This is a genomic window from Kaistia nematophila, from assembly GCF_026343855.1.
GTDB classification, from domain to species: Bacteria; Pseudomonadota; Alphaproteobacteria; order Rhizobiales; family Kaistiaceae; genus Kaistia; species Kaistia nematophila.
In genome coordinates, this window is the sequence record NZ_JAPKNK010000003.1 from 402,701 (window position 1) to 427,192 (window position 24,492).

General features: G+C 64.0%; 38 protein-coding genes. 19 read left to right on the forward strand and 19 right to left on the reverse strand.

Features of this window, described 5'->3' with window-relative positions; genetic code table 11:
• Positions 1 to 8 precede the first annotated feature (8 nt).
• The 3 genes from OSH07_RS10440 to OSH07_RS10450 are packed head-to-tail and all read right to left on the reverse strand — an operon-like array spanning position 9 to position 2,560.
• Positions 9 to 959: a DUF2184 domain-containing protein gene (locus OSH07_RS10440; protein WP_266338570.1), complete on the reverse strand. Its 951-nt coding sequence runs from the start codon at positions 957 to 959 to the stop codon at positions 9 to 11.
• A gap of 10 nt (positions 960 to 969) precedes the next feature.
• A complete protein-coding gene (locus tag OSH07_RS10445) occupies positions 970 to 1,413 on the reverse strand; it encodes a DUF2190 family protein (protein ID WP_266338571.1) in 444 nt (147 codons plus the stop codon).
• A gap of 1 nt (position 1,414) precedes the next feature.
• Positions 1,415 to 2,560 carry a DUF2213 domain-containing protein gene (locus OSH07_RS10450; protein ID WP_266338572.1) on the reverse strand — a complete coding sequence of 382 codons (1,146 nt, stop codon included), beginning with the start codon at positions 2,558 to 2,560 and terminating at the stop codon, positions 1,415 to 1,417.
• Positions 2,561 to 2,600: 40 nt separating this feature from the next.
• On the opposite strand from OSH07_RS10450, the gene OSH07_RS10455 reads away from it, so the two are divergent.
• Complete coding sequence (locus tag OSH07_RS10455) at positions 2,601 to 3,284, forward strand: DUF4145 domain-containing protein (RefSeq protein ID WP_266338573.1); 684 nt, start codon at positions 2,601 to 2,603, stop codon at positions 3,282 to 3,284.
• Here OSH07_RS10455 and OSH07_RS10460 read toward each other — a convergent pair.
• From OSH07_RS10460 to OSH07_RS10470, 3 genes are read right to left on the reverse strand one after another with little or no spacing between them, the layout of a single operon-like run.
• On the reverse strand, positions 3,281 to 4,642 hold the full coding sequence (locus OSH07_RS10460; protein WP_266338574.1) for a DUF1073 domain-containing protein: 1,362 nt from the start codon (positions 4,640 to 4,642) through the stop codon (positions 3,281 to 3,283). The two genes, OSH07_RS10455 and OSH07_RS10460, sit on opposite strands and share 4 nt — an antisense overlap.
• Positions 4,643 to 4,650: 8 nt before the next feature.
• Entirely contained in the window at positions 4,651 to 6,165 is a 1,515-nt protein-coding gene (gene terL, locus OSH07_RS10465) for a phage terminase large subunit (RefSeq protein WP_266338575.1), read from the reverse strand.
• Positions 6,086 to 6,445 (reverse strand): hypothetical protein, encoded by a 360-nt coding sequence (locus OSH07_RS10470; protein WP_266338576.1) that lies wholly within the window; start codon positions 6,443 to 6,445, stop codon positions 6,086 to 6,088. The genes terL and OSH07_RS10470 overlap by 80 nt, the downstream gene beginning before the upstream one ends.
• 168 nt (positions 6,446 to 6,613) lie before the next feature.
• Between OSH07_RS10470 and OSH07_RS10475 the strand changes: the two genes are divergently transcribed.
• Positions 6,614 to 6,835: a hypothetical protein gene (locus tag OSH07_RS10475; RefSeq protein ID WP_266338577.1), complete on the forward strand. Its 222-nt coding sequence runs from the start codon at positions 6,614 to 6,616 to the stop codon at positions 6,833 to 6,835.
• Here the strand turns inward: OSH07_RS10475 and OSH07_RS10480 are convergent.
• From OSH07_RS10480 to OSH07_RS10525, 11 genes are all read right to left on the reverse strand, one after another.
• Entirely contained in the window at positions 6,832 to 7,089 is a 258-nt protein-coding gene (locus OSH07_RS10480) for a hypothetical protein (RefSeq protein WP_266338578.1), read from the reverse strand. The two genes, OSH07_RS10475 and OSH07_RS10480, sit on opposite strands and share 4 nt — an antisense overlap.
• Before the next feature lie 392 nt (positions 7,090 to 7,481).
• The gene (locus OSH07_RS10485; protein WP_266338579.1) at positions 7,482 to 8,096 is read right to left on the reverse strand and encodes a DUF6362 family protein; all 615 of its coding nucleotides are present in this window, start codon (positions 8,094 to 8,096) and stop codon (positions 7,482 to 7,484) included.
• On the reverse strand, positions 8,093 to 8,506 hold the full coding sequence (locus OSH07_RS10490; RefSeq protein ID WP_266338580.1) for a hypothetical protein: 414 nt from the start codon (positions 8,504 to 8,506) through the stop codon (positions 8,093 to 8,095). Before OSH07_RS10490 ends, OSH07_RS10485 begins: the two co-directional genes overlap by 4 nt.
• Positions 8,507 to 8,707: a hypothetical protein gene (locus OSH07_RS10495; protein ID WP_266338581.1), complete on the reverse strand. Its 201-nt coding sequence runs from the start codon at positions 8,705 to 8,707 to the stop codon at positions 8,507 to 8,509.
• Positions 8,704 to 10,092, reverse strand: coding sequence for a replicative DNA helicase (locus OSH07_RS10500; RefSeq protein WP_266338582.1), 1,389 nt, complete (start codon positions 10,090 to 10,092; stop codon positions 8,704 to 8,706). The genes OSH07_RS10495 and OSH07_RS10500 overlap by 4 nt, the downstream gene beginning before the upstream one ends.
• Positions 10,089 to 10,724 (reverse strand): hypothetical protein, encoded by a 636-nt coding sequence (locus OSH07_RS10505; protein WP_266338583.1) that lies wholly within the window; start codon positions 10,722 to 10,724, stop codon positions 10,089 to 10,091. Before OSH07_RS10505 ends, OSH07_RS10500 begins: the two co-directional genes overlap by 4 nt.
• Positions 10,721 to 11,524: a Rha family transcriptional regulator gene (locus OSH07_RS10510; RefSeq protein ID WP_266338584.1), complete on the reverse strand. Its 804-nt coding sequence runs from the start codon at positions 11,522 to 11,524 to the stop codon at positions 10,721 to 10,723. The genes OSH07_RS10505 and OSH07_RS10510 overlap by 4 nt, the downstream gene beginning before the upstream one ends.
• A gap of 2 nt (positions 11,525 to 11,526) precedes the next feature.
• Positions 11,527 to 12,213 carry a hypothetical protein gene (locus OSH07_RS10515; protein ID WP_266338585.1) on the reverse strand — a complete coding sequence of 229 codons (687 nt, stop codon included), beginning with the start codon at positions 12,211 to 12,213 and terminating at the stop codon, positions 11,527 to 11,529.
• A 46-nt stretch (positions 12,214 to 12,259) separates the two neighbouring features.
• Positions 12,260 to 12,925 carry a hypothetical protein gene (locus OSH07_RS10520; protein ID WP_266338586.1) on the reverse strand — a complete coding sequence of 222 codons (666 nt, stop codon included), beginning with the start codon at positions 12,923 to 12,925 and terminating at the stop codon, positions 12,260 to 12,262.
• 20 nt (positions 12,926 to 12,945) lie between these two features.
• Positions 12,946 to 13,224 (reverse strand): LexA family protein, encoded by a 279-nt coding sequence (locus OSH07_RS24515; RefSeq protein WP_420909614.1) that lies wholly within the window; start codon positions 13,222 to 13,224, stop codon positions 12,946 to 12,948.
• Positions 13,221 to 13,697, reverse strand: coding sequence for a phage regulatory CII family protein (locus OSH07_RS10525; RefSeq protein WP_266338587.1), 477 nt, complete (start codon positions 13,695 to 13,697; stop codon positions 13,221 to 13,223). The genes OSH07_RS24515 and OSH07_RS10525 overlap by 4 nt, the downstream gene beginning before the upstream one ends.
• Before the next feature lie 81 nt (positions 13,698 to 13,778).
• On the opposite strand from OSH07_RS10525, the gene OSH07_RS10530 reads away from it, so the two are divergent.
• Positions 13,779 to 14,033, forward strand: coding sequence for a hypothetical protein (locus tag OSH07_RS10530; protein ID WP_266338588.1), 255 nt, complete (start codon positions 13,779 to 13,781; stop codon positions 14,031 to 14,033).
• A 7-nt stretch (positions 14,034 to 14,040) separates the two neighbouring features.
• Here the strand turns inward: OSH07_RS10530 and OSH07_RS10535 are convergent, their stop codons facing one another.
• Positions 14,041 to 14,316, reverse strand: coding sequence for a hypothetical protein (locus OSH07_RS10535; RefSeq protein WP_266338589.1), 276 nt, complete (start codon positions 14,314 to 14,316; stop codon positions 14,041 to 14,043).
• Here OSH07_RS10535 and OSH07_RS10540 point away from each other — a divergent pair.
• The 7 genes from OSH07_RS10540 (at position 14,305) to tcmP (ending at position 18,843) form a co-directional block, all read left to right on the forward strand.
• On the forward strand, positions 14,305 to 15,114 hold the full coding sequence (locus OSH07_RS10540; RefSeq protein WP_266338590.1) for a LexA family transcriptional regulator: 810 nt from the start codon (positions 14,305 to 14,307) through the stop codon (positions 15,112 to 15,114). The genes OSH07_RS10535 and OSH07_RS10540 overlap by 12 nt on opposite strands.
• A 627-nt stretch (positions 15,115 to 15,741) precedes the next feature.
• The gene (locus OSH07_RS10545) at positions 15,742 to 16,326 is read left to right on the forward strand and encodes a type VI secretion system-associated protein TagO (RefSeq protein ID WP_266338591.1); all 585 of its coding nucleotides are present in this window, start codon (positions 15,742 to 15,744) and stop codon (positions 16,324 to 16,326) included.
• Position 16,327: 1 nt separating this feature from the next.
• Positions 16,328 to 16,597 (forward strand): hypothetical protein, encoded by a 270-nt coding sequence (locus OSH07_RS10550; RefSeq protein WP_266338592.1) that lies wholly within the window; start codon positions 16,328 to 16,330, stop codon positions 16,595 to 16,597.
• A gap of 9 nt (positions 16,598 to 16,606) precedes the next feature.
• Positions 16,607 to 16,804 carry a hypothetical protein gene (locus OSH07_RS10555; RefSeq protein ID WP_266338593.1) on the forward strand — a complete coding sequence of 66 codons (198 nt, stop codon included), beginning with the start codon at positions 16,607 to 16,609 and terminating at the stop codon, positions 16,802 to 16,804.
• A 65-nt stretch (positions 16,805 to 16,869) separates the two neighbouring features.
• Positions 16,870 to 17,514, forward strand: a complete 645-nt coding sequence (locus OSH07_RS10560) for a thermonuclease family protein (RefSeq protein ID WP_266338594.1) — start codon at positions 16,870 to 16,872, stop codon at positions 17,512 to 17,514.
• Between the two features lie 28 nt (positions 17,515 to 17,542).
• The gene (locus tag OSH07_RS10565) at positions 17,543 to 17,857 is read left to right on the forward strand and encodes a hypothetical protein (protein ID WP_266338595.1); all 315 of its coding nucleotides are present in this window, start codon (positions 17,543 to 17,545) and stop codon (positions 17,855 to 17,857) included.
• Between the two features lie 65 nt (positions 17,858 to 17,922).
• Positions 17,923 to 18,843, forward strand: a complete 921-nt coding sequence (gene tcmP, locus OSH07_RS10570) for a three-Cys-motif partner protein TcmP (RefSeq protein WP_266338596.1) — start codon at positions 17,923 to 17,925, stop codon at positions 18,841 to 18,843.
• Here tcmP and OSH07_RS10575 read toward each other — a convergent pair.
• Positions 18,801 to 19,553, reverse strand: coding sequence for a DUF5131 family protein (locus tag OSH07_RS10575; protein WP_266338597.1), 753 nt, complete (start codon positions 19,551 to 19,553; stop codon positions 18,801 to 18,803). The genes tcmP and OSH07_RS10575 overlap by 43 nt on opposite strands.
• Before the next feature lie 422 nt (positions 19,554 to 19,975).
• Between OSH07_RS10575 and OSH07_RS10580 the strand changes: the two genes are divergently transcribed.
• From OSH07_RS10580 to OSH07_RS10620, 9 genes are read left to right on the forward strand one after another with little or no spacing between them, the layout of a single operon-like run.
• Entirely contained in the window at positions 19,976 to 20,386 is a 411-nt protein-coding gene (locus OSH07_RS10580) for a hypothetical protein (protein WP_266338598.1), read from the forward strand.
• Positions 20,386 to 20,637, forward strand: a complete 252-nt coding sequence (locus tag OSH07_RS10585) for a hypothetical protein (protein WP_266338599.1) — start codon at positions 20,386 to 20,388, stop codon at positions 20,635 to 20,637. Before OSH07_RS10580 ends, OSH07_RS10585 begins: the two co-directional genes overlap by 1 nt.
• The gene (locus OSH07_RS10590; RefSeq protein WP_266338600.1) at positions 20,634 to 21,041 is read left to right on the forward strand and encodes a hypothetical protein; all 408 of its coding nucleotides are present in this window, start codon (positions 20,634 to 20,636) and stop codon (positions 21,039 to 21,041) included. The genes OSH07_RS10585 and OSH07_RS10590 overlap by 4 nt, the downstream gene beginning before the upstream one ends.
• Positions 21,038 to 21,187 (forward strand): hypothetical protein, encoded by a 150-nt coding sequence (locus OSH07_RS10595; protein ID WP_266338601.1) that lies wholly within the window; start codon positions 21,038 to 21,040, stop codon positions 21,185 to 21,187. Before OSH07_RS10590 ends, OSH07_RS10595 begins: the two co-directional genes overlap by 4 nt.
• A gap of 17 nt (positions 21,188 to 21,204) precedes the next feature.
• Complete coding sequence (locus OSH07_RS10600; protein WP_266338602.1) at positions 21,205 to 22,146, forward strand: PD-(D/E)XK nuclease-like domain-containing protein; 942 nt, start codon at positions 21,205 to 21,207, stop codon at positions 22,144 to 22,146.
• Positions 22,143 to 23,375, forward strand: coding sequence for a recombinase family protein (locus OSH07_RS10605; protein ID WP_266338603.1), 1,233 nt, complete (start codon positions 22,143 to 22,145; stop codon positions 23,373 to 23,375). The genes OSH07_RS10600 and OSH07_RS10605 overlap by 4 nt, the downstream gene beginning before the upstream one ends.
• The gene (locus tag OSH07_RS10610; protein ID WP_266338604.1) at positions 23,372 to 23,842 is read left to right on the forward strand and encodes a DUF968 domain-containing protein; all 471 of its coding nucleotides are present in this window, start codon (positions 23,372 to 23,374) and stop codon (positions 23,840 to 23,842) included. The genes OSH07_RS10605 and OSH07_RS10610 overlap by 4 nt, the downstream gene beginning before the upstream one ends.
• Positions 23,835 to 24,044: a hypothetical protein gene (locus OSH07_RS10615; protein WP_266338605.1), complete on the forward strand. Its 210-nt coding sequence runs from the start codon at positions 23,835 to 23,837 to the stop codon at positions 24,042 to 24,044. Before OSH07_RS10610 ends, OSH07_RS10615 begins: the two co-directional genes overlap by 8 nt.
• Positions 24,041 to 24,391: a DUF4326 domain-containing protein gene (locus OSH07_RS10620; protein ID WP_266338606.1), complete on the forward strand. Its 351-nt coding sequence runs from the start codon at positions 24,041 to 24,043 to the stop codon at positions 24,389 to 24,391. Before OSH07_RS10615 ends, OSH07_RS10620 begins: the two co-directional genes overlap by 4 nt.
• Positions 24,392 to 24,492: the final 101 nt, after the last annotated feature.

Here is a 24,492-nt window from a genome sequence, read left to right on the forward strand (position 1 = left end):
GGCTCTCCTCAGATGCCATCCAGGTAGCGCACGGCCTTCGGGCGCTTGATGTCGACGCCGCCGAGGCGGAACACGCCCGGCACGTCGAAGCGCATCGGGCCGGTCTGCCAGGCCGGGAAGAAGCGGAAGGGCATCGGGACGTGCATCTTCAGGACGTCCGGCGAGCGGCGGTAAGCGACCATGCGCTTGGTGGACGACGCGCCCGCCGTGTCCAGGTAACCGAACAGACCGCGGATGGTGAGCGCCTGACCCGTGGTCCGGGTGTAGATGTTGTTGCGCTCGATCCACTCGAGGATCGTCGTCTGGTTCACCGAGTCGATGCGGCGGGTGGAGAGATCCAGCAGCACCGAATACGGCAGGAGAAGCGTGTCGGCGATTTCGCCGCCCAGAGTGCCGGTGAACATGCCGGTCAGCTGGCCGTTGATGTCGCGCAGCACCTGATCGGGTGTCTTGCTGGCGAAGGTCGTCGCCGAGCCCGTGCCATCCGCTGGCGCCGTGGTGGCGGTCGGCGTGGTGGCACTGACCAGGCCGGTAAAGCCCTTGGTGGAATCGCCGCCGAAGGCCACTTGGTCGATCTTCTCTTCCGACACGCGACGGGCCAGCGAGGCCTTGTCGTTGGTCAGGTTCATGCCGAGCAGCTGGGCCTTGCCCAGTTCCTCGAGATCGTAGCCGTAGCCGATGCCGGCCATGTGGACGCCGGTCTCGAACTTCTCGCGGCTCAGGTCGACATTGGGCATGTCGTGGGCCTTGCCCGAGAACCACTGGGCCTGGCCGACGCCATCCATCGAGAAGTAGGTGACCGAGTTGATCCATTCGGGCGCCGACGTGTCGACCGGGATCAGGTTCGGATACTGAATCTCCTGATACCGCATCTGGTAGACAGTCGGCTCGATGATCGACTGCTGCGAGATGAGGAAGTTCATCGAACGCTGCTGAGCGTCCTGGGTCATGAAGTTCATGGGACGCTCCTTACGGGGTGTTCAGGCGCAGGGCAGCGAGGCCGGCACCGGAGGTGCTGGTGTCCCACTGTGCGCCTGCGATGAGGGTGTTGGACGTGGCCGTCTTGCTGAGGACGCCGCTCGCCGGGGTGTAGTAGACCGGGTCGCCAACGGCGACGGCTTCAGAAGCTTGGACGACGATGACGCCGCGCTTCATCACAGCGACATTGGCGTACTGGGCATAGATGTCGGCCGGCTGGCCCGGATCCGCGACCGCGATGCCGACGAACTTGGCCGTGGCCTCGGAGTCGACGACCTGATTGTCCGCCGTGCCCTGCACCGCGACCTTGCCGAAGCCGATGCCTTCAGCATCCTCGGCGACGCGGGTGACGATATCCGCCGGCTCCTGGTTGAGGACCATGCCCTCGTACCAACGAGCGTGCGTGGCGTTATAGGTGCTCTGGATCGTGGGCATGTTACGCCGCCTTTCCGTTCGGGTTCTGCCAGGCCGAGGTCAGGCCGTCGGTCATGGCCTGGTAGGCCTTGCCGCTGGCGTCCGCGTCGTTGGTCGAGGTCAGGCCCTGCTGCACCACGGTGCGGAAGGGATCGGTGCAGGCGCCCTTGGCGGCGTCCTCGGCGAGGATGTCGAAGCGGGCATCGATGTAGGCGGCCGGCTTGTCCTTGATGGCAGCATCGCCGATCTTGGCCGCGACCACCGCGTGGCGGATCTCGGCGTCCGACTTGCCATCGGTTGCGACCGTCGGGACGATGGCCTTGGCCTTGGCGATCAGGTCGCCGCGGGCCTTCACGGCGGCGTCGAGCGCAGCAGCATCCATGACCTTGCCCTTGAGGGCGTCGATCTCGGCGTCCTTCTTGGCGAGCTCGGTATCCTTGGCCGCGACGACCGAGGCATGGTCTGCGATCAGCTTGTCCTTGCCGGCCGAGGCATCAGCCAGGCGCTGCTGCAGCGTCGAGATGACGGTGGCACCCTGATCGGTCACTTCGATAGGGATTCCGTCGACGGTAACCGTCTTCAGGGTCATGGTGGGTTCCTTCTGAGGGGAGTGGTCGAGGACCGGGGCAGCGCCCCAATGCGCCGCATCACCGATGCGGACCTGCGAGCCGGCCCTACCGCGCTGCACGATGGCAACGTGGTTGATCCGGATGTTCTTCTGAATGGCGTCGTAGGCTTCGCCGGAAGGCGTCTGGCCGGGCGTGAAGTCGAGGTCGCAGGTGTAGCCCGCGCTCAGCTCCTGCTTGCCGCTCTCGATCGCCTTGATCGTCTCTTCGTCGCTGACCATGAGCGGCACGCGGATGAAGATGCCCTCACCCGCGATTTCATCCCCGGTCTGGCCGACAGCGTACTGCTTCCAGTTCGAGGAGTTGACCTGCTCCGGCGGGTGGTCATTCGTGACCGGCCGGTGCGCGGCGCTCTTCAGCGTGTCCTCGTGAAAGACCTCGGCGCCGGGCCGGTAGACGCTCACCCGCGCCAGGTCAGGCTTTCCGACCTCGGAGCCGAGGTAGACCTGAACGCCGGTCCGCGCGATGCGGGCGTCAGCGACCAGATAGCCGTCATCACGCCGACGCGTTCCCGCGACGGTTACAGCGTCGGTGAATTGCATTTCTAGGAACACCCAGCTCTTATTGGGTCGGAGGGCCCAAATGTTCAGATTCGACGAGATGCCGGAGGCCATGTCGACAGGCATAGCCATGATGGTATGCCCAGCGTGCCGCCACGCTGGTGCCTTCTACCCAATTGCCAACAACACGGACGTCGGAAGGACCACCAGACGAATCGGCGCTATCAGGGATGGACGCCCTGTCGTAGACGTGCTGCACGCGGGGATTCGCCGTTGCCCAAATGACAAATGCAACGCCCTAGTCTTCGTCGAAATGAAAAACGACAAAGTGTTGGTGTCCTACCCACCACAAGTCATCGACTTCGACGCGACAAATCTGCCACCACAAGTTCTATCTTGCTTGGAGGAGGCGGTTATGTGCCATGCGTCTGCCTGCTATCGCGCCTCGGCTCTGATGGTTCGCCGAAGCTTGGAGGAAATGTGCGTTGAGCGCGGGGCGAGAGGGGACAACTTGAAGGCCCGAATTGCTGAACTCAGATCAACGATCGTGATTTCGGCAGACCTTCTCGACGCCGCAGATGAACTCCGTTTGCTGGGAAACGACGCCGCGCATATCGAGGCCAAGACGTATGATGCCATCGAGGCCGAAGAGGTCGAGGTCGCCATCGAACTCACCAAAGAGCTTTTGAAAGCGGTCTACCAGCATACCTCTCTTGTCGCTCGATTGCGGGCTTTGAAGAAACCTAGCGCGGCACCATCGGGTTAGGGCCCGGCCACCGTCGCCGCGGCCTCGATGTCCTGCGGGTCGACTTCCTGCTCGGAGAGGCGGCCGTATTCCTCCATCGCAGCCTCGAGGCCGGGCAGCGAGCCGTCCTCGATGAAGGTGTTCACCAGAGCATCCGAAAGGGCGTCGATCGGCATCAGAGGCGGGCTGGTGCCCGTGCCAGCCAGTGCGCGCGCGCCATCGGCCTTGGTCTTGAAGACGTCAGCCTTTTCCTTCTCCGACATGCCCCAGAGCGGCGCCCAGGTGTAGTGGATGGCGCTGTCCCGCGCGCCGGTGGCGGAGCGAATAATGCACTCGTCCAGCCGGGACATGGCCGGCCCCATCTCAAGCTCCTGCATTGAGCTGAGGCGGTCGTAGTAGTTCCGCAGATCGGACTCGCCGGTGGCGCTCATGCCGGCCGGGGACTGGCCAAACAGCCGCGTCATTGGGATATCGGCCGCGCCCGAGGCGATCTGCATGAAGCGGTCGAGCACATCGGGCAGCGTGGCGAATGAGGCCGTCTTGGTCTCGTATTCCTCTTCCTTGTCGAGCATCAGCGTGCCGTTGATGCCCTTGGCCGTGGCCGCGAGGGTGTAGCGCTCGATCAGCTTGGCCCGATAATTGGCATCGGCCAGGTTGGCCATGAAGTTCGGCACCCGGATGACGTCGATCTTGGCCTCGAACACCAAGGAGGCGATGTTCGCCGCGGTCGCGTCGGCCTGCTTGATGGCGTCCAGCGTGGACTGCAGCACGCTGTCACCCCATCCGAGCTGGGCGTTGCCGAACTCCTCGTCGGGCTGCGCGGCACCATGGAAGATCACGAGGCGCGACGGGTGAATGTCGATCTGCGCCTGGTTGCCGGCTGTGAGGTGGTACACGCTCGGCCGGCCGTAGGTCTCGGATTGCGGGTCTCGGTCCGTCTCGCCTGCGGAGATCTGCCGGCGGGTGAGCACGGTCAGATACCGCAGCCCGGCCTTGCCTACTCGCTCCAGGTCCAGAGGCGCCGCGAGGTTAGCGTCGCCCGTGCCCAACATGATCGCGGCACCACCCCACAGGCGGGCCTTGGTACGGGCATCGAGCACCTTGCCCTTGACGTTCAGGCGCTTCTCTTCGGCCTCGATCGCCTCGATCTGGGGGGCCTTGGCCTGCCAGTCGCGCCATGCCCGCACGCTGTCGAATGCCGGGATGTCGACGATCTTCCGCGGTAGCCAGGCGGTGCGGTAGGCGGCGAGCAATTCACTATCGGGCAGAACCGTCAGCACGTAGCCCGACGACGCCGCCTTGTCCCGGCCGGTGCCGAGGTTCGCCACCAGGTTGGTGAGGCTGTCGCCGACGCTTCGGGCGAACTGAACGACGCTCATGTCCGCTCCTAGATGTTGGCCAATGTGAAGGTCGAGCCCAGCGCCAGTTCATTCAAAGCATCGGCGAAAGCATCGACCTGGTCGTCGTGTTGTGCGTTCGGGAACGAGCACACTTCGTCGAGGAAGGTGTCGTTCCATGGACCTCGCACCAGTTTCACGTTGCCGGCTTCAGCTTGGGCCGATGCGGGTTTGGCCCGAACCGACTTCTCACCGGTCGGTCGCACGGTCTGCACATCATAGCCGGCGAGGATCTTGACCTTCGTGGCCGCATCGGACTTGCCGGCGGCGCCTGGGTCTTCCGGCATCCGAATGCGGACCGATAGACCGTCCTGGCTCGCGGTGGCCTTCAGGTTCTTCTCCACATCTGCCGGCGACCACCGATCGCGGCGGACGTCCTGCACGTAGAAGATGCCCCCGACATGCTTCATCTTGAGCCCGACCGTCCAGTCGGGTTGCTTGCCCGGCTTGGGCTGCGTTGCCGCGAAATCCCAAGCTCTGCATTCCTGGCCGCCTGCGGGCACGGCGTCGACAACCTCGAAGTCGCCCCGCTGGAACATGCCGCCGGAGCGCGGGGCCGGGCGCTGCTGGAACTGGCCAGCGACGGCATAGGAGCCCATCGGCACCTTGTCGCGATCGACCACAGAGCGCGGGAACCGCTCGGGGAAGAGCAGTTCTCCCTCATAGGTGCGCGGATCCTCGAAACCGATGGAAGTCTTGCACCGGCGGTCCGGCTCGAACTCCATCGGCAGCATCAGGTGCTCATACCCGAGCCCCAGCTTTTGGATCTGGCCGGAGACGTCGTCCTCGTGCAAGCGCTGCATGATGACGATGATGGCCGAGGTCTTGGGGTCATTCAGACGGGTCGGCACGGACTCGCGGAAGATGCGGGTCGTGTTCAGCCGCTCGGCCTCGCTCTCGGCCGTCTCCGTCGAGTGCGGATCGTCGATGATCACGCGATCGCCGCGGCCACCGGTCAGCGATGCGAATGGCACGCCCTCGCGAAACCCGGTCTTCGTGTTGGCGAACGATGCTTCACCCGCCCGGACGAGCTCGACCTCGGGCCAGAGCGAGCGATACCACTCCGACTGCACCAGGTCGCGCATCCGACGGCTGTCGCGCTTGACGTATTTCTCCGTGTAGCTGCTGGTCAGATAGCGGAGCGACGGGCGACCCATCGGCCCCCATTCCCATGCCGGCCACAGAACCGAGGTCAGGAGCGATTTCATCGTGCCGGGCGGCACGTTGATCAGCAGGCGATTGATCCGGCCGTCGGTGACCGCCTGCAGGTGGGTGCAGATAGCATCCAGATGCCAGCCGTGGATGTATTCCGAGCTGGGCTCGACCACATGCCAGGCCTCGCGAATGAACCCCGCCAGCGACTGGCACCGGGCCCGGATGGCCTCGGCGTCCCGCTGGACCCGTTCCCGCTCCCTGACCGCCTCTCTACGTCTCCGCTCCGCCCGGATCTCCGCCAGCGTCGGCAAGCGGGCCGAGGATGGCCTCAAGGCGGTCGAGGTCTGCATCGGATACCTTGGTCAGATCGTAGGAGCCGATGGCGCCGGAGTGTTGGACGGACTGGCTGGGCTTGCCGTAGGCGCGATCGAGCAATGCGTTCGCGGCGGCGACGCGGGCGCTCTCGCTTTCCCCGTCCGTGGCTACCTTCACCAAGGCGCCCAGCGCCACAGAGGTATGGTTGCGGGCAAGTTCTTGAAGGGACGCCTTCTGTTCGCGCGTCGCCTTGTTCTGCTGGCCCTTTGGTCGGCCAGCGCCGGCTCGCTTGCCGCCTCTTCGGTTTTCCGCCATCGTTTGATTTCGGTTTGATTTCCAGGGGGAAGCAAATTGAAAGAAAACGTTAGGGCTGCGGTCGCCGCGATTGGGCTAGCTCATTCCACCGGGCGGGACTTGCTCTCGGTGTACGACCACGGAGCGGGCCAACACCGACGGATATCGGCTGGGGTCAATGGCAACTCAGTGAACGCCTACGACTACGACAATTCATGTCGCATCACCGGGAATTTGCCGGGTCTCTACCACTACGGTGTGGGCAAGCATCTCACCGTGACGGCGGAGGGCGGCGGAAAGTTCAGCGGCTACGACTATGACGAAGGCTGCCTCTTCAACATGACCGTGAGTGGCACGTCGGCTCTAATCTACGACTATGGTGACGGCAACTACTTCCGCTACTCTACCTAGGCCGTAAGCCCATTCGCCGTCGTCAGCTGGCCGGCCGCAATCTGCGCGCGGCGGCGGGCGCATTCCCGCTTGCCGTTCGCCGCATATCGGGCGCCGGACTTGGGCAGCCAGCGGCGGCGGGTGGGCGTAACCTGCGCGACCGACGGCAGACCTCTAACCATTTGCGGCGGCGTGACCACCGATGCGGCGGCACCGCCGGCGAACGCCAGCGCGAGCGCAGACAGGCCGAGACTCATGAATGAGCGGCGGAACATGCAGTTCACCAATTGGGGGGCTGGTTGGTTCGCGCGCTGGACATTCGCGCCACAATCGCCGATTGGTGCACGTCGACGGTGGCACTCACGCGGGGAATGGAATGGGTGATTGGTGGCGGGACAGACTATCGCCAGCGCAGCGCTGGATGGTTGTCGGCGCGGTAGTTGGAATAGTCGTTGGTATCTTGTTTGGCGGCATCGGCATTGCGGCGAGAGGCGGGGCCGTTGGCATTCCCGGCCCTCTCCTGTTCGGTCTAGTCGGCGCCTTCATTGGCTACCGGCTCCAGAAGCGAGGCATTGGGCGCGAGCCCAAAAACAGCTGACCGGCACTCTGAATAGTTGGCCGGGAGGCTGCCCTCACCGGCCGGCGCCCCAAGCGGGGGCTTGAACTGTCACGTCGCAGGCTGCTCGTATCGGGCGAGGATCTTGCGGCGCCGCTCTGCTTGCTGCTCGGCCCAGGCCATATCCCGGGCCTCGGGAACATCGATCGGCCTGGCGTCGTCTTCCATGAAGGATCGTGGCGACGCAGAAATCGACAGGCTATCGATTTGCCCCCCCTCTATGCCCTCATGTTGTGCCACCCGTCCATAGTCGGGGTATCGCAAGTTTATCTCAGCCTTACAGAGACTTAGCGCAACCCGCTCATGGATAAGGTCGGTCAGGCGATAGGCCGACCTGCGAGCGATGCGGTTTTTGCGGCACCAGCCGGCGAAGGAGCGCTTCCCCGCCTCGCAGGATGCCCGCGCCCAGACGATCTGGCGGCCCTTGTCATCGTCGACGAGGGCGGAGAGCCATGCCTGCGCTTCCTCGGCCCGCGAGATGGCTGCAGCGTTCGGGATGTAGCGCACCTGCACCTGGCCATAGCCATAGGCGTCGTTTCGATCCTGGGCGAACACCGGCCAGAGGCTCTTGATGCGGCCCGGCCCTACCCGATCGACAATCATGTGCGCCTGCGTGTCGGCCGCCTCGACCAGGCGTTCGCGGACGAGCAATGCGGTCCATGTCATAGCAGGCTCCCTTGTTGTTCCGGGGTCAGGGCGTCACGGAGAGCCATGACGAGGAGGATATAGATCCGACTACGCTTGGAGAACCGTCGGCCGGTCATGGCCTCACGGCGGATCTGGGCAAGCTCGATCGTGTCGAATGCGGCCATAAAGTCGCCGGCGCGCGCGTCCGCCCATTCGGGGAAGTCGAGGACGATGTCGGAGACCGCGAGGATCGTCTCAGACCAGAGCTCGGCGGTGTTGTTGCGCGACCAGAGGATGGCCTTCAGCACGAACAGGAGATGCCCGTCGCCGTGCTTCACGACGATCCGGCGCATGACCTGGCGGGCATGAGTCTGCCGAGGCCGCCGCCGCTTCCGGTACGGGACGATCTTGATGCCGAGCTGATCGCAGAGACGATCGATCTTCGACAATCAGCGCGCCCCCAGCTTCTCGATGGCCAGGGCGATTTCGTCCGCGGCGCTGACCTTGGCAGCGGCGGCTCTGTTGGCACGCCCGGACTGGTTGCGCCGGTGGCCGTAGTCACGAGCTACCTTGGCGCAATCGGCGATCGCCTGCTTCCTGGCCGCATCCATGGCGGCGTGAATCGTCTCGGAGCTGGTCGTCACCTTCACAGCATGCTCCCCTGATCGCGCCAGTCCTCGACGAGCGAAGAGAAGCGGGTGAACCGGGCCTCGCGCTTGATGACCTTGCGGATGCCACCCTCAGCGAAGCGAGCCTTGAGCCCGACCAACTCGGCCTTGCCGGCGACGAGCTCCCGACGGCCCTCTACTTCGGTCTTCCGCTTGTCGGTTCGAGCCGTCGACAGCATGTGGTCGATCCACTGCTCCTCGACATAGAGAGCGATCAGGCCGTCCAGGTTCTCCAGCGTGCCGGCTCCGCCATAGGCGTCCCCTCGAACCGGCCGGGGGTTCTCCCTGCCCTGCCCGTCGCTGTTCCGCTGCATGAGCAAGATGCCGGCGTTGTCCGTCTCCTGCATGAGGGCCTTCAGGTCGCCGTAGACCTGGTTGACGCCCTCGGCCAGCATGGCGCGGCGATCGGTGAAGCTGATGCGCTTCGCGTGGTCGATGATCACCAAGCCTTTCCCGAACTTCCGATTGAAGGCCCGGACCCACATGGAGATCTCGGCCGTTGTCGGTCGGCCCATCTTGCGGACCTCGAACGGCTTGTCCCGCATCTGGTTGAGCAGGTTGATGACGGATTCGAGCTCGGCATCGCTCGCCCTGCCCTTGCGGAGATCGTTGGACTGCACCGAGGCCCGCTGCGAGGCGATCTGCTTGTAGACCTCGGTCGGCTTCTGATCGCCCGACAGGAAGAGGACTGGATAGCCAGCCTCCATCGCATGATAGGCTTGCTGAAGCGCGAAGCTGGTCTTGCCGCCGCCTGAATCCGCCAGAAGCCCAATCAGCCAGCCGAACTCCAGATCATCGCCAAGCACCTGCTGGGCCTCGCCGATAAACCATGGCACCGCCTCGCTCTTCTGACGCTGATGCGCGAGGCTGATCTCCTCGATCGCGCCGTCGGCGGCGTCCCCGTCCTCGGATGACCGCCCCTTACCGATCGCTTCCGAGAAGGTCTTCTCGCACTCGGCGATCAGTTCCTCCGTCTTGGCGCCCGGCTGGGTCAGCGAAGCCCATTCATGGATCCGCTCGGCCGCCAGAACGAGCTCGCGCCGGATGGCGGCGTCCTTCACCGCCATCGCGAGATCGACGACGGCGTACGTCATGGGGTACTCGGCGAACAGCCGGACGACATAGCGCATGCCGGAGAGATCGCCGACCTGCAGGTCGTCAGAGACGACGCCCTTGAGTGTGACAGGATTTGCCACCGCGCCAGCGCCGATCATGTCGGCGATGGTCTGGTAGAGGTGACGGTGCACCGGCTCGTGGAAGTCCTCGGCCCTCAAGATCGAGGACACCCGGTCGAAGCACGCGTTGCTCGAGAGGATCGAACCGAGGACGTGCTGCTCGGCTTCGATGTTCTGCGGGAGGCCGTTCACGCCGCGACCCTCCGACTGGCGAGCATCTTCCGAACGTCCATCGAGTTGCCCTCGACGGCGGTGTAGACGGCGATGCCGACGGAATCGGACTGGTCACTGTTTTTCACGATGAAGCCGTAGCGCAGACCGAGATCAGCGGCCCATTTCCGAACCTCCCGCTTGGCCCAGCCGTTCTTCTCCTTCTCCGGCGTGCCGCGCGGGGCGTAGGCCCGGCCGATGCAGAGCATCCGCCACTTGGCGACGTTCACCAGCATCGCGCGGATCTTGAACCGGTGCAGCATCACCAGGGCGCCGCCGGACATCGCCGGCAGCACGAGCATGGTGTGCGGGTTCGAGGCGAGTTCCTCGACTGTGCGGCTGGCGAAGAGATCATCGTTCACCACCCGCTTGCGCTTTGGCAACGCGCGGAGCGGCTCCTCGACACCCGCGAGATCAATCCGCACGCCCCGCTCCCGGAAGCCGATGAGCAGGTCGTAGAGATGGTCCGAGAGAGCGCGGACGTTGTCGTCGTAATCCTCCCCCCGGCAGGTGAACGAACCGCAGGTGATCCGCGGCGGCCGGCCGTCGCCCATCTCTTCGATGAGCGTCCAGCCGGTGTTGGCGGAGGAGAGATCCAGGCCGAGGAAGTTCATGCCGCGGTGGCCCCCACAAGCTGGAGCTGTGGCGACAGGATGCGAGCGAGTGCCGTCAGACCCTTTGCCGTCACGCGGACCTGCGTGGCGATCTTCTCGGTGCCGTCGGCACGGTAGATACCGGTCTCCTTGTGGACCAAGAGCCCGGCGATCAGCTTCGGCTGATACGCCAGATCATGGCCGGCGCCCGGGCGGCGATACGTCCAGCCGTTGTTGCGGAGATAGGCCCAGAGCGCCTTCTCGCTGACCTGGATCGTCTTTGCCGCGTCGCGCACGCAGAGCGAGCCTTCGCGATTGGAAATCCGGTCGAGCGCGCCGCCGATCTCGCGGTTGGTCGTCTCGAGCTGGACGTTCTTCGCCTCCAGGGTCTCGACCCGCTCGGAATAGACGAGCAGCAGGCCGCGCAGTTGGGCCGGGTCCCCCAGGACCGACATCGGGTCGACCGGCCGGGCCCGGAGCTCGTCCTCCATGGTCTTGAAGGCGCGGATATAGGCGCGCTTCCACTTCAGGGCCTTGGTGCCGGTGAAGCCCATGGCCAGAAGCTCGAAACCTTCCCGGTCCATATCGAAGGACCGATAGGTCTGGCCGTTCTGTGGCTCGACGTAGGGGGTCTGCCGAAAATTCCGCAGACCCAAATCCGGCTCCTGAGAGATCAGATTGTCCACCGCATCCAACACATGGCGGTGCTGCTTGCCGAAGAACGCAGCCACGTCACGGCTGTTCGCGAAGACCTCGCCCGAGCGGGCAAACACCACAGGATTGCGCTCCGCCTCGAACGGCAGCATCTCGGTGCTCTGCATGATCAGCCCTCCACCGCGCGAGGAGTTTCGGGCACGTCCTCACCGAACGGCGCATCGTCCTCGATATCGCCCTGGTCGCCCTCGACCTCATCGGGTTCGAGCACTTCGGTCTCGCTCTCCTCCTCCGCCTGCATGGCGATGACGCGCTGACGTTCTTCGGAGCCCTGATAGTGCCCCTTGATCCACTGCTGGCCGGCTGCCGTCGTCAGGTCATGGGGATTGTCGGCAGCCTCGCCCAGGCGACCGGCGCGCAGGCCATCATCGAATGCCTTCTCGTCGATCGGCGCGAGCGTGGTGGCCGTCTCGAACAGATCGAGCTGAGCTTTTTTGATGCCGACGCCGAGGATGTTCAGGTAGCGCAGCAATTCCTGCATCTCGACGACGAAGTCTTCGGCCTTGCCGGTCTTCACGATCTTCAGGGCGCGCTTGGCCGCCGGCAGGTTGATTCCCTTCCCTTCAGCCTTGGACAGCGCCGCGCGCGCCGTGCCCGACGCCGACGCTGCCTCCTCCTGCGCGCGCCGGATCTGGGAAAGCTGGACGGCAACGATCGCCTCGGGCGGAATCGTCGTCTGGTTGTGCTCTTTCGGGGCTGAGACGGCAGTCATCGGGGGCGTCCTTTCGTGGATGGATGCAAGGCGGGTTTTGATGCGACGGCGGTCGCGGAGGTAGGCTTCGGCGCGGTTGAGCATCACGGGTCATCCCGGCCGCGGCGCAGAATGAGGGATATGGGCTCGCTCACAGCACGGCTCCGGTCAGGGTGGAGCGCTTGCGGGCTGCATTGAATTCGGGAGCGTCGTCTTCCAACGGATCGGCAGAGACCGGCGCTGGGAAGCGCTCAGAACAGGCGGCGCAGAACCAACGGCGGGAGCCGGGCTCGATTGGGTTGGCGCACACGAGCCGGTCCGGCGCCGGCTTTTGATCCTGATCCGGGAGGAACTGTCGGCACTTGAACGGGCCGACCGCAAGGAACGTCTCCGGTGCGCGCGCCGCCGGCATATACTCGACCACGAGCTCGACCGGCGGGAGGAACGGCACGTCATCCGCCATGATCGAGGGAGCGACGACCTTGGGCCGCTTCTTCGCAGCGCCCCTATGCGCCTTCAGTTTGATGCGCTCGGCACGGCACTTGACCCGGATCGCCTTGGCCGTCCAGAACTTGAGCTCCCGAGCGATATCAGCCGCGCTGACGCCCTGGCTGGCCAGCACGCGCAGCTTATTAAGCCGGGCCTCGGTCCATTCGAGGTTCGGCTTCCGCGCATTGGCCGACACGATCTCGGCCCGCATCATCTTGCCGATGATCGAATTGCGCGTGAAAACCACGTCGAATTCGCGGGTCATGATGACCGCAATCTCTGATGCGGAGTCACCCTTGGTGGCCAGCCACCGGAGACGATCGGTCATCTCATCAGTCCACACCTGCTTCATGCTGCAGCCCTCTGCTGAACGATGCTGATCGACCGGGCCCGCCCGGGGTGAAAGTTGATGAAGCCGCGCTCATGAAGGGCGCAGACAACGCGGTTGATACTGCTGCGGGAGGGCATGCCGGCCGCTGCGCAGATCTCGGCGTAGGAGGGCGAGAAGCCGCGCTTGGCGATGAGATCCTTGATGACCCGAAGGACTCTCGCCTGAACCCGCGTCAGGCCGACTGGCGGCTCTGGGTCTGCGAACTCGTGCTGGCAGCACGGGCAGCGGTGCATCATCGCTTCGCTCCATCGATGGCTTGGTCGAGGGCGGCGCCGAGCGAGGCCATCTGGGTCATCGCTTCGAGCACCTTTGCGCGGAGGGCTTTTGCCTCGTTGACGTCGATCCGACCGTCGGCGAGCGCGTCAGACAGCGCGACCTCGACTTGCGAGCCGCCGGTCAGAACGCCGGACAGGTGGCCGAACCAGTTGGCCGCGGACTGGCTAGTCGGCATCGGCACGAGCAAGTGCCCGGAGAGCTCGGCCAGGAGCTTGGTCACGATCGGCTCGCCGGCGTCCTTCTCCAGGTCGGCGATGACGTCGATGGGCGCGAAGACCTCCTCCTGCCGGGCCCCGTAGCGGGACAGGAGCGATTCCGTGCCGCGGGTGATGCCCTGGCAACGGCGAGGGCCACCGGCGGCGCCGATCAAATCCCGGGCCGCACCCTTCAGGCGCTCATAGGTCTCGTTCGAGAAGATGCGAGCAATGGTCATGAAAGTCTGGCCCGGTTCTTTTCATGGACGCTCGGCCTTGCCGGGCGCAGGCTCCGTGCAATGACGGATCAGGAGGCTGGGATGACCGACGCTGAAATCGACGCGCGGATTGAAGTGCTGGACCGAGCAATCGCAGAGCTGCTGGCCCGGATACCGCCCATCGATCGCGAGTCAGTGTTCGACCGGCTACGCTGCGAGTTCGACGGGCACGACCGCGCGGCCGAGGCCGTCGAGCGATTGGTCGAGGATGCTTCAGAGACCAGTGGCCACCCGATCGACGTCGCGATCCGGCAGCTGAGGCGCCGGCATGAGGCCGCGCGGCGCCTGACGGCGTGAACGGGCGTCATGCGGCTGCCTCGGCTTTTTCCGCCGTCTCAGCCCGGTCGCCCATGATGGGCGGGAAGAAGTCCAACGGGGTGAGAGCGATGTCATTTGCCTTGGCGTGCTCAAGCATCTTGCGAGCTTCCAGGTGAGGAATGATCCCGTCCGTCCCTCCCCGACTGGCGGGGTACATCCATCGATAAATGCGCGTGAGGCTTTTGCCGGTGATCGTCCGGACAACCTCGGGACCGCCGAGCTTGGCGATGACGGAACGGGCTGGGTCGAGGTGCTTTTCCATGACGACCATATTTGCGACAATCGCAATTTATCGTCAAGGCAAATTTGCGATCTTCGCGATGGAAAAAATTGCGCGATCCGCAACAATCCCGGGATGACGAGCGAACACGATCGAATCCGCGAATGGCTGCGCCGAAAGCTCGAGGAGCGAGGGCATGGGGCTAAAGGCAAACTCGCGAGCCATCTCAAAATCCAAGCGTCGGCAGTATCTCGGATGCTGGCGAAGCCCGGAAAGCAGGACCGCGGCATCGAAGCCACGACCCTACGGGAGATGGAACGCTATTTCGGGGAGAGAATCCCACTGAATGGCAGCGATGACGGCGGCGACGAGAGTGCTTCAGACGGCCTCTTGCCAATCGTCCGGTTTGCTGCCGTTGCGGGCGAAGTCGCAGCTGGAGTCTGGCAGGAGGAGGAAATTTGGGACGTCGAAAAATATGACCCCATTCCTGTCGTCCCCGGCCGATACGCGAACCTGGAGCAGCGCGCCTACCTCGTGAGGGGGCCGTCCGTCGACCAGATGAGGATATTCGACGGCGATTTCGCTATCGCTGTCAAATACTGGATGGTTCGCGAGGCCCCTGTTGACGGCGATCTGGTCATCGTCACCCGCCGTAAAGGCGACTTGGCCGAGCGGACAATCAAAGAGATCCAGGTATTCCCCGATAGGGTCGAGCTGTGGCCGCGCTCATCTGACCCGCGTTTTCAGGCCCCCATAGTGATTTTGAAAGACAGTGATGCGCCGGATGATGTTTCCGTTGAGATCACCGATCTTGTTATAGGGTCATTCCGAAGATTTTAGCAGCGCGACAGTCGAGGGGGAGGGGAAATGAATAGAAGGCCGATCGTTTGGCTGTGGTTCGTTTTCGCATTGGCCGGTTGCCAAAGCGCCGATTACATGACCCAAAACTACAAAGATGTGCCGGCTGTCGACTATACCGTTCTGCCGGAGGGGCAACGGTACGTCCAGAACGCTACGACCGGAACGACAGAGGATCGCGCACGTTCTTACAAAATCTATGACGCTCCGGCGCAGTCAAAACTACTGATTTCGTCGCCGACCTCCACGGCTGTCATGTCCGGGGTTGCCGCTGGCCTAATAGGATACGGAATTTCCACGGACCCCGCCCCTGTTGTCTACCGTGACGCTGCAGAGAAATGGCTTGCAGCGCAAGGGAGGCCTTGCAAGGCGGACAGCACCACAGCGGTGGCGAAAGCCGCCTATGAGGTTCGTTACCAGTGCCCTTCCCCCTCGGCAACTTGAACAATGCTCGCGCGTTTCCGCTGTAGAAGCAGCCGCCGGAGCGCGGCCTGTCGGGTGCTAAATGCATGGGCCCTTACGCTAGTTGGCGGGACGGTCTTAGGTTCGGGCATTGCAGCCCCTGCTCTGGCTCAGACACTCCCCGAAAAGCTTGCCATTTGCGCTCGTTTGGTCGACGACGGGCAGCGGTTGGCATGCTTCGATCGGGCCGCCGATGCAGACCCTGGCGTCAACAGCGCCAACCAGAAGCTCTCGGTCGAAGCAGGCACATCCAAGCCTACAATCGTACCACCACCGAGCAAGACCGACACCAAAGCAGGGGTTTGGGAGATCGGTCGACAACGTTCTGAGATTGCGGGGACGGACGACGTCTTCCTGTCGGTTTGGGGCACGCCTTATCGGGGCCGCTACGGAAAGAATGTCGTGCCGGTGCTGTGGGTGCGCTGCCACGAAAAAAAGACCGGCGTCATGGTGGTGTGGGGCTCATACCTCGGACTGGACGAGACCCGTGTGGAGTGGCGCATCGACGAAGGCGGCCGATCGACTGGCTCTTGGCGCATTTCGAGCGATAGGGAGGCGGTCGGCCTTTGGACTGGTGCCAGTGCAATCCCGTTCATCCGAACACTGCTCGGCAAGAACCGGATCGCGATGAGGGTCATCCCCTACGGCGAAGACCCTGCGGAGACTGTCTTCCCTATCACCGGGCTCGACAAGCAGATCGGCGAGGTCAAATCGGCATGCGGGTGGAAATAGGATGACCCAGCCCCTCACCATCCACGTCGTCGTGGCCTTCAAGCGCCTCGAGGATGACGAAGACACAATCGCCGCGGAGCCGCCGCAGCAGCTGCCGTCGGCCGGCCAGGCGACGCAGCGGGCGAAGATCCTGGCGGCCACGCACGCCGGCGCCATTGCCTGGTCGCGGACGTTCGATCCCGACACCGGGGACTATGGCGAGCCGGTCATTCTGGTGCGCTTGGGGACGATACCGGACTGGTTCGATGAGACTGGGGATGCGGGCGGTTGAGGAGCTGAGATGGCCGAAGTCGACGACCTGAACAGGAACGAGCAGCGACTGCTCCGAAAGACAGCGTTCAAAGGGACCGACCACAACCAGAAGATCTGGGCGCTCCAATGCGAGCGGACGGACTGCGGACACGTCTACGGCGCCAACGGGTCGGACTTTCATCGTCGCCGCTGCCCGAGTTGCGACGGCGGCGCGCCAGGCATCTAGGGCTGGCATGGCGGTGCATCGCGTCGCTATGGTTCGGGGGGACCTCAGAAATGCGCAGATCCATCATGGCGGCGCTCGCCGCATACGCGATCTTCACCGGCGTGGCTCTTGCGGCCGAGGTGCACGTCATCGACGGCGATACACTGAGGGTCGACGGCAAGACGATCCGCATCTTCGGCATCGATGCGCCCGAGGCCGGCCAGAGCTGCAGGAAGCCCGGCGGGGGCACATGGCAATGCGGCCAGGCTGCAATCAGCCAGATGGAGAAGGCCGTCGCCGAGGGCGATGTCACCTGCGACGACCGAGGGCTGGACGTCTACGGCCGCACGCTCGGCGTCTGCAAGATCGCCGGCCTCGACCTCGGCCGCCTCATGGTCAAGGAGGGGCTGGCCTGGGCCTTCCGCCGCTATTCCGAGGACTACGTCGACGCCGAGGACGAAGCGCGCGCCGCGGCGGTAGGCATCTGGGAGCAGGAGAGCGAGGCCCCGTGGGAGTTCCGCCAGCATCGCTGGGATGTCGCCGCTCAGAAGGCGCCGGAGGGCTGTCCGATCAAGGGCAACATCAACAAGAAGGGCGAGCACATTTACCATGCGCCCTGGTCGCCCTGGTACAGCCGGACCAAGGTCAGCGTTGAGAACGGCGAGCGGTGGTTCTGCGACGAGGGTGAGGCAATCAAGGCCGGCTGGCGGGCGCCGTACTGGGGCCGATGACGGCGGCCGAAGAAGGAGACAGGGCCGAATGAGCGGCGACGAAATGTTGGGCAAGGTGAGCAAGGCCGAGTGGCAGGCGGCCTATGCGGACGACGTCAAGGAAGTATTCTCGGATCGGGTCGTCGTCTACTCCGACGGCAACCACGTCCGGTTCGCATTCGGCCGCAAGGGCGCACCAACGAGCCCGGACCTGCTGCAGCGCGAGACCGCCAAGTTCCACGTCGGGGTGACTGTCGGATTGAACGCCCTGCTCCCGCTGATCGATGACCTGGTCGAGTGGCGCCGCCTTTATCTCCAGGGTTCGCGCACAAGCCCGCCAGACGAACACGGTCCGATCTCCTGACTTTCTCGACTTCGGGTTGAAGGTGCCGGAAGCTGATCGCGCAGCCTGATTCGGGGGGACGGGGGATGGCAGATGCGACGACGCTGGCCGTACAGCATGAGTTCGGCAGTCAGCACACAGAGTTGAAGCTTTCGATCGTCGAGGGCTACCTGCAGCTCTACACCAAGGCCCTCAGATCCAGATGGCCGGCACTTTGGTACATCGACGCTTTCGCGGGAACGGGGTCTCGGACCGTCAGAGTTGCCGCGCGGGATGGCACTCTGTTCGAAGAGCCGGTCGCGGAGATGATCGAAGAACGACGCGGGTCTGCGCGCATCGCGCTCGAGGTTCAGCCGCACTTCGACAGGCTGGTTTTCATGGAGCAGAACCCCCTCCACTGCCAGGCTCTTGAGGCGCTGAAGGCTGACTTCCCCGGCAGACAGATCGATATCCTACAGGGCGATGCCAATGAGCTGATCCGCAGCGAAATCGACTGGGACGGCTGGCGGAAAACCCGCGCGGTCATGTTCATTGACCCTTACGGGATGGAGGTCGATTGGACGACACTCAAAGCCATCGCCGACACCCGCGCCATAGACGTCTGGTATCTTTTTTCTCTGTCCGGGCTGTTCCGGCAAGCAGCACGAAAAGTGTCATCGATCGATGCGTCTAAGCGTGCAGCCATCACGCGCATGCTAGGAACTGACGAATGGGAGAAGGAGCTATACGCTCCGCCGCCGCAGCGTGATCTTCTCTCCATCCTGGATGAACCGGAGGTCGCACAGAGGCTTGCGGATGTGAAATCGCTCGAAGCCTACGTCAAGCGACGTTTGGAGACGCTGTTCCCGCTTGTTTTGGAGCCCTTCCCTTTACCTCTGGACAGAGGCCCCCAGCGCTTCTCTCTGTTCATGGCCGTCGCCAACAAGGAGCCAAAGGCAATCGCCCTCGCTCGCCGCTTGGGCAATCACGTCCTCAACTCAGGCAAGAAATCCCAGGTACGGCCCTGATAGAGCCGTCCAGTAGCCTTCTTGTTGCGCCCGCCCCACTGTTTGAAGAAGAAGGCGACGTCACCCTCCGAGCACATGTCGGCGATCTCGTCGACCCATGCCGGATCCATCGGCCGGGCCTTCGGGCCGCTTTCGCCTCCGACGATCGCCCAGTGGATCCCAGACAAGTTCGCGTCCGCGACGGAGCCGATCAGCGGCTCGAACGACACGAAGCGAATTGCCGCCGGTACGCGCCGCAAGTCATCCAACCGGTGAACGACCCGCCCATCCTCAACGCTCGTGCCGAGCCAGACGTTCGGCAAAACAGGGAATTGAGAATTGCTCAGCACCTCAAGCATCCGATCCGGACGCTTGGTCAGGATCTGATAGGTGTGGCGCGGCGTGTCTTCCATCACCCCCCAGACCCGGCGGATGAATTCGACCGGCACATCCTCATGGAACAGGTCCGACATGGAGTTCACGAAGACCCGGCGCGCTTTCGCCCATTTGGCCGGCGCCGACAGCGACGACTCGTCAAGAGCAATCTTGCCGGTCCACTTCGCGCGGCCGCCGGTTTTTCGCGTCAGGCCTTCGTACTTCTCAACGCCCATCGCCTCGAGCCGGGCGGCCATCCGCATCGCGTAGCAGTTGGTGCAGCCTGCCGAGAGGATCGTGCACCCGGCAACGGGATTCCATGTCGCGTCTGTCCATTCGATCGATGTGTCGGCCATGAGAAATCTCCTGAACCGCTATGGTGAATCATAACCTATGAACGGGAAGTTCATAGGAATTTCTTCTCTTCAAGAACCCGATCTGAGGGAGGGAGCAGGCAAAGACCCCCTACCCCCATGGCCGAAGCCACGCGGGAGGGAATCGATGCCAGCGACAAGAACCGTCACTTCGGTCGGTCGCTTACGGCAGGACAGCCTCTCGGCCTGCCCGTCCTCAGTTTCCTCAGCCGCACCGTAGGACTTTCGACCCCCGCACGATCCGCCCTCGCTGAGTGAGCCCCGTCGATTCCTCGACACGGCAATGGCGGCGGATGCGTCATGTCTCGCCCAAATCTAAATTTGCGTCAATCGCAATTTTCCGTTTGACATAGATTTGCGATTGCCGCAATTATTGGTCATCAACACCGGTGAGGGCACCCACCATGACGACCCCGACCAACCAGCTCTACATGCTGATCTGCGAGAACGAAGCGACGCCGCGGCTTTGCGAAGGCCGGTCGGTCGAGGGTTCCGAGCAGGATGGGATGACGACGCCGGAGCGCGTCGCCGAGGTGATCATGCGCGGAGTCTACAACGGCGAGCGCATCATCGGCTGCTCCAAGATGGACCTGGACACGTTCACGTCGGTTCCGGCCACGATCGAGATCGCGGTTGCCGTACAGGCCCGGCTCGGGGACTTTCTCCCGGACGAGAGCGATGACCACGAGGCGGCGATCGACTTCGTAGAGCGCGCCCTCGGACTCGTCTTGGACGGAGATCGGTGGATCCCCGAGTTCGTCGCCGGCGACTGGACCCGCCCCTACGGCGCCGAAAGCCAGCTGGTGGCCGCGTGATGGCCCGCTTCTCTGAACCGTCAATCCACGACGTGACCGAGATCACGGCCAGCGTCTTCCGCCACAAGCCCGGCGCTCTCCAGGCTGGCGTCACGCTGATGCTGCAGTTCGCCAGCGGACCGGACGATTCCGTGATGGTCCCGGTCTACATGCCGGCCGACTGCGCCGAGTACGCCGATCGCATCGCTGCCGGGATCAAGGCCGCGTTCACCGACCCGGTCGACGAGCCGATGCTGGAGGCCGCGGAATGAAGCGCCCCCTTCCCGGCACCAAAACTCTGCTCGCCGCGCTCTCCCGCGACGCATTTGTCCCACACCCGGTACTCCGCTCCCGGACCAAGCCGCCCGTCGGCGACACCGGAGACGAGACCGCTGACGCCTACCTGGCCGGCATCTTCGGGATGATCTGCGTCATGGAAGGCGAGGCCGGCGACCGCGCCAAGCAGGCCCGGTTCGTCGAGAGGGCGATCGAGATCCAGGAGGACTGGATCGAAAAGCTGCACCAGGAGGCCAAGGGCGGACTCGTCAACCTGCCGGCGCAGCGGACCAGTTCCCTGACGCTCGGCCGGCTCCAGGCATGGCGAGAGGAGCTTCGCGCGACCGATCTCGACCTCGCCGGCCAAGACCACGTCGAAGGAAGGCGCGCCACCGCATGACGTTCTCCAAGGGCGACATCGCCCTCTACCTGATCGGCGGTCTCGCCCTCTTCACCCTGCTCACTGCTGTCGTCTTCGAATGGCTGAACCACGAGCCGGACGAAGACCCTTCGGAGTTCAACGCGCTCTGGCGCGACGAACCTTAAACGCACCGAGGCATCCCATGTTGGTTCAAGCCATCCCGGCGCCCGACGGCGTCATCACGTCCAAGGGCTGCTATGTCGACCTCGACATCGAGCGCTACCACGGCCAGTGCACCGACGGCCCGAGCATCAGCTCGAGCGGACTGCGGACCATATTCATCGACAGCCCGGCACACTACTGGAAGTCGTCGGCCATCAATCCCAACCGCATACCCTATGTGCCGACCGAGCCCATGGTTCTGGGCAAGGCAGCCCACCACCTTCTCTTGGGAGAGCGCGACTTCGGGCGCCTGTTCACTGTGCGCCTGGCGAAAGCCCCAGATGGTCGGGATTGGAACGGCAACAACGCGTCTTGCCGGGCATGGCTCGCGGAACAGGCACATGCTGGACTGACCGTGCTCACGTCCGGCCAGATCGAAGCCATCCGAGGCATGCACGCCTCTCTTCAGGCTCATCCCTTGATCACCGCCGGCATCCTCGACGGCGCGATTGAGCACAGCATGATCTGGCAGGACGAAGAGACCGGGATCTGGCTCAAGGCCCGGCCGGACGCGATCCCGACGGCCTCTGGCGACTTCGCGGACCTCAAAACCGCCGCCGGCGTCGCGCCGGAAGATCTGTCCCGCGCTGTCTCCGACGGCCGGCTCGACATGCAGGCCGCTCTCGTGAAGTGGGGCGCCAAGGCTGTCCTTGGCATCGAGATGAACGACTTCGCCCTCGTCTTCGTGGAGAAGACGCCGCCGCATTGTGTCGAAGTGCGGGTCATCCGGCCAGACCACATTGAGGAGGCCGAGGGCGACCTGCGCGCGGCGATCCGCCTGTTCGCCAAGTGTTTGAAGACGAATACCTGGCCGGGTCCCGGCGGCACCAGCGTGGACCCCGCCCCGATTGGCCTTTCCGACTTCGCCCGCCGCCGCGCCGCCGACCGCCGCGCCTTCATCCAGCAAGAGATCGCAGCATGAGCAACGTCGCAGTTATTCCCGAGCAGCCGCGGCCCCCGCGGCAATCGATCGAGGTCATCGACCCGATCCCGGTTCTCGACACTTCGCGGTTCGAGCACATGCAGCGCATTGCGTCCGTGATGGCGAAGTCCAGCCTGCTCCCCGACTCGTTGACGATGATTGGCAAGAAGGAGGCCAAGGAGCCGCTGCCGTTCGAGCAGGTCCTGGCCAACACATTTCTCGTTGTGAACCAAGCCGTTCGATGGGGCCTCGATCCTTTCGCCGTCGCCCAGTGCGTCTCGGTCGTCCACGGCAAGCTTTGCTACGAAGGCAAGCTCGTGGCGGCTGTGATCGAGGCCAAGGCCGGCATCCGGCTCAAGCACTTCTTCGTGGGCGAAGGGGAAAGCCGGCGCATCTATGTGTCGGATGTCGAATTCACCGCCGAGATCGTCAGCCAGCTCAAACCAGGCGTGCGCCCGCTCGGCACTCGCATGTTCGATGGATCGGTCGCCGAGTGGAAAACGACCGGCGCCGGCACGCCCTGGTCTCCGAAAAACTCGGATCGGATGCTCATCTACCGAGGCACGCGCGACTGGACCCGGATTTATGAGCCTGCGCTCATGCTCGGCGTCTACACCGAAGACGAGATGATGGATCTCTCAGACAATGCCCGGGCGACTCGTGCCCGACCGGCGTCGTCTATGGCAGAGCGGCTTGCCGTCGCGCGCCAAGCCGACGCTGGCTTCTCATCCGCCAACGTCGAGGCGGAGATCTCCAAGGCAATCACCAAGGCTCCTACGTCGCCCGGAGCGGACCAGGCCACAGCCACCGCAGTAGAAAACCCTGCGACCGCAAAGACCTTGGAGCAGGCGTCACCTGAAGCAGGAGACGCCGGGGCGGTGCAGGACCGAGATAACGTGTCCACCGCCCCAACCCAATCCGAACCTGCCGAGCTGGTGCCCCCTGAAGGCTCGGCTGGCGTGGAAGAGAGGCCGGCGGAATCCCCCTCGGTCGGCCTCTCTTCCGACGATCGCGAACTGCTCCGCTTCTATGTCGAAGAGCTCGAAGCCGAGCGCGCGGACTATGCGATCGAGGAGGTTCGCACTCGGTTCTGGAAGGGCAAGGGGCTCGAGAAGGGCTCGGCTCTGGCCACCGCCGCTGGCGCCATCACCGACGCGCACCGTAAGCGGGTGACGGCCGAGATCACCATCGACGAATGCGACAAGCGCTGCCGGGAGGCAACACGATGATGGCCTTCAAGATCCAGCGGCCCGACACAGCTTTCGCCAATGCCCCCGCGCGCGGCGTCAAGCGGAAGCGCGTGACCGACGAACAGCATCTGCGCTGGCTGCGCGCCCTGCCCTGCGTGATAAGCGGCAAGCGACCGGTCGAGGCTGCGCATATACGGTTCAGCGACCCGGCATATGGCAAGCGCGAGACCGGGATGGCCGAGAAGCCAGACGACCGCTGGGCCCTCCCGCTCTCGCCGATGCTCCATCGCGAGCAGCACGCTGGCAGCGAGCGCCTGTTCTGGGCCAAATACGGGATCGACCCGTGCAAGGTCGCGGCCGCGCTCTATGGCGTCTCCGGCGATGACGAACAGGCCGAGATCATCATTCGGACGGCCCAGGAAACCGCCCGAAAGATGGTGCCCTCCCCCTACGCCTCCGAGCGCCTCACTCCCCGCAGCCAGGGGCTGGAGGTGGGGCGTGTGTGAGAAGCTGACAGAAACTGAATTCGAACTTCTCCTATTTGGAGACCCTTGGGTTTACTGCGGCTACGACACCGAACTTCTTGAGGTCGCGGCCTCTCTCGACGAAAGGGGGCTTGGTACACTCGGAGAGAATAGCCTAGGGCCGATTTTCTCGGTCAACGACGCCGGCCGAGCCGCCCTCTCCAGCCCCACAGGTGAAGCATGAGCGGGAGCCCTATCCGGGTGCAGCTCTCCCGGCGCAAAGGCTGGCGCATGCCGTTCAATACGGTGAAGGTCGACCGGGCTACCGGCTACGGCAATCCGTTCGTGGTCGGAGAATGGCCCGGTCAGGCGTTCGCCGACTATATGGCGGGCGATCCCACGGTGCGCGATGCAGAGCACGCTGTCGCGCTATACCGAAAGCTTCTCATCAAACATGCGGCCAAGTCAGATGACACGGTCGATGCACTACTGAAACTGCGCGGCAAGAACCTCGCCTGCTGGTGCCGGCTGGATCAGCCTTGCCACGCCGATGTTCTGCTGGAGCTTGCAAACAGAGAGGTGGCAGCATGACCCGCTCCACCCTCCGTTCCAACCTCGCCGAGATCCCTGCTGCGTCCGTGTATCTGGCGGTGATCTGCATCGCTATCGCAGCCGCATGGGGGTGGGGGTCA

Bases quoted from the DNA above. Each gene is read 5' to 3' on its own strand.
- OSH07_RS24515 (WP_420909614.1), bottom strand. From the start codon at position 13,224: ATGATGCACCGCTGCCCGTGCTGCCAGCACGAGTTCGCAGACCCAGAG.
- OSH07_RS10555 (WP_266338593.1), top strand. From the start codon at position 16,607: ATGGCCGAAGTCGACGACCTGAACAGGAACGAGCAGCGACTGCTCCGA.
- OSH07_RS10440 (WP_266338570.1), bottom strand. From the start codon at position 959: ATGAACTTCATGACCCAGGACGCTCAGCAGCGTTCGATGAACTTCCTC.
- terL (WP_266338575.1), bottom strand. From the start codon at position 6,165: ATGCAGACCTCGACCGCCTTGAGGCCATCCTCGGCCCGCTTGCCGACG.
- OSH07_RS10585 (WP_266338599.1), top strand. From the start codon at position 20,386: ATGGCCCGCTTCTCTGAACCGTCAATCCACGACGTGACCGAGATCACG.
- OSH07_RS10505 (WP_266338583.1), bottom strand. From the start codon at position 10,724: ATGAACTTCCTCGGCCTGGATCTCTCCTCCGCCAACACCGGCTGGACG.
- OSH07_RS10520 (WP_266338586.1), bottom strand. From the start codon at position 12,925: ATGACCGATCGTCTCCGGTGGCTGGCCACCAAGGGTGACTCCGCATCA.
- OSH07_RS10575 (WP_266338597.1), bottom strand. From the start codon at position 19,553: ATGGCCGACACATCGATCGAATGGACAGACGCGACATGGAATCCCGTT.
- OSH07_RS10455 (WP_266338573.1), top strand. From the start codon at position 2,601: ATGTTCAGATTCGACGAGATGCCGGAGGCCATGTCGACAGGCATAGCC.
- OSH07_RS10525 (WP_266338587.1), bottom strand. From the start codon at position 13,697: ATGACCATTGCTCGCATCTTCTCGAACGAGACCTATGAGCGCCTGAAG.
- OSH07_RS10450 (WP_266338572.1), bottom strand. From the start codon at position 2,560: ATGCAATTCACCGACGCTGTAACCGTCGCGGGAACGCGTCGGCGTGAT.
- OSH07_RS10460 (WP_266338574.1), bottom strand. From the start codon at position 4,642: ATGAGCGTCGTTCAGTTCGCCCGAAGCGTCGGCGACAGCCTCACCAAC.
- OSH07_RS10590 (WP_266338600.1), top strand. From the start codon at position 20,634: ATGAAGCGCCCCCTTCCCGGCACCAAAACTCTGCTCGCCGCGCTCTCC.
- OSH07_RS10480 (WP_266338578.1), bottom strand. From the start codon at position 7,089: ATGTTCCGCCGCTCATTCATGAGTCTCGGCCTGTCTGCGCTCGCGCTG.
- OSH07_RS10485 (WP_266338579.1), bottom strand. From the start codon at position 8,096: ATGACATGGACCGCATTGCTCGTCCGCGAACGCCTGGTCGAGGCGGCC.
- OSH07_RS10560 (WP_266338594.1), top strand. From the start codon at position 16,870: ATGGCGGCGCTCGCCGCATACGCGATCTTCACCGGCGTGGCTCTTGCG.
- OSH07_RS10600 (WP_266338602.1), top strand. From the start codon at position 21,205: ATGTTGGTTCAAGCCATCCCGGCGCCCGACGGCGTCATCACGTCCAAG.
- OSH07_RS10580 (WP_266338598.1), top strand. From the start codon at position 19,976: ATGACGACCCCGACCAACCAGCTCTACATGCTGATCTGCGAGAACGAA.
- tcmP (WP_266338596.1), top strand. From the start codon at position 17,923: ATGGCAGATGCGACGACGCTGGCCGTACAGCATGAGTTCGGCAGTCAG.
- OSH07_RS10550 (WP_266338592.1), top strand. From the start codon at position 16,328: ATGACCCAGCCCCTCACCATCCACGTCGTCGTGGCCTTCAAGCGCCTC.
- OSH07_RS10535 (WP_266338589.1), bottom strand. From the start codon at position 14,316: ATGGAAAAGCACCTCGACCCAGCCCGTTCCGTCATCGCCAAGCTCGGC.
- OSH07_RS10510 (WP_266338584.1), bottom strand. From the start codon at position 11,524: ATGCAGAGCACCGAGATGCTGCCGTTCGAGGCGGAGCGCAATCCTGTG.
- OSH07_RS10515 (WP_266338585.1), bottom strand. From the start codon at position 12,213: ATGCTCAACCGCGCCGAAGCCTACCTCCGCGACCGCCGTCGCATCAAA.
- OSH07_RS10470 (WP_266338576.1), bottom strand. From the start codon at position 6,445: ATGGCGGAAAACCGAAGAGGCGGCAAGCGAGCCGGCGCTGGCCGACCA.
- OSH07_RS10565 (WP_266338595.1), top strand. From the start codon at position 17,543: ATGAGCGGCGACGAAATGTTGGGCAAGGTGAGCAAGGCCGAGTGGCAG.
- OSH07_RS10445 (WP_266338571.1), bottom strand. From the start codon at position 1,413: ATGCCCACGATCCAGAGCACCTATAACGCCACGCACGCTCGTTGGTAC.
- OSH07_RS10610 (WP_266338604.1), top strand. From the start codon at position 23,372: ATGATGGCCTTCAAGATCCAGCGGCCCGACACAGCTTTCGCCAATGCC.
- OSH07_RS10595 (WP_266338601.1), top strand. From the start codon at position 21,038: ATGACGTTCTCCAAGGGCGACATCGCCCTCTACCTGATCGGCGGTCTC.
- OSH07_RS10620 (WP_266338606.1), top strand. From the start codon at position 24,041: ATGAGCGGGAGCCCTATCCGGGTGCAGCTCTCCCGGCGCAAAGGCTGG.
- OSH07_RS10530 (WP_266338588.1), top strand. From the start codon at position 13,779: ATGACCGACGCTGAAATCGACGCGCGGATTGAAGTGCTGGACCGAGCA.
- OSH07_RS10605 (WP_266338603.1), top strand. From the start codon at position 22,143: ATGAGCAACGTCGCAGTTATTCCCGAGCAGCCGCGGCCCCCGCGGCAA.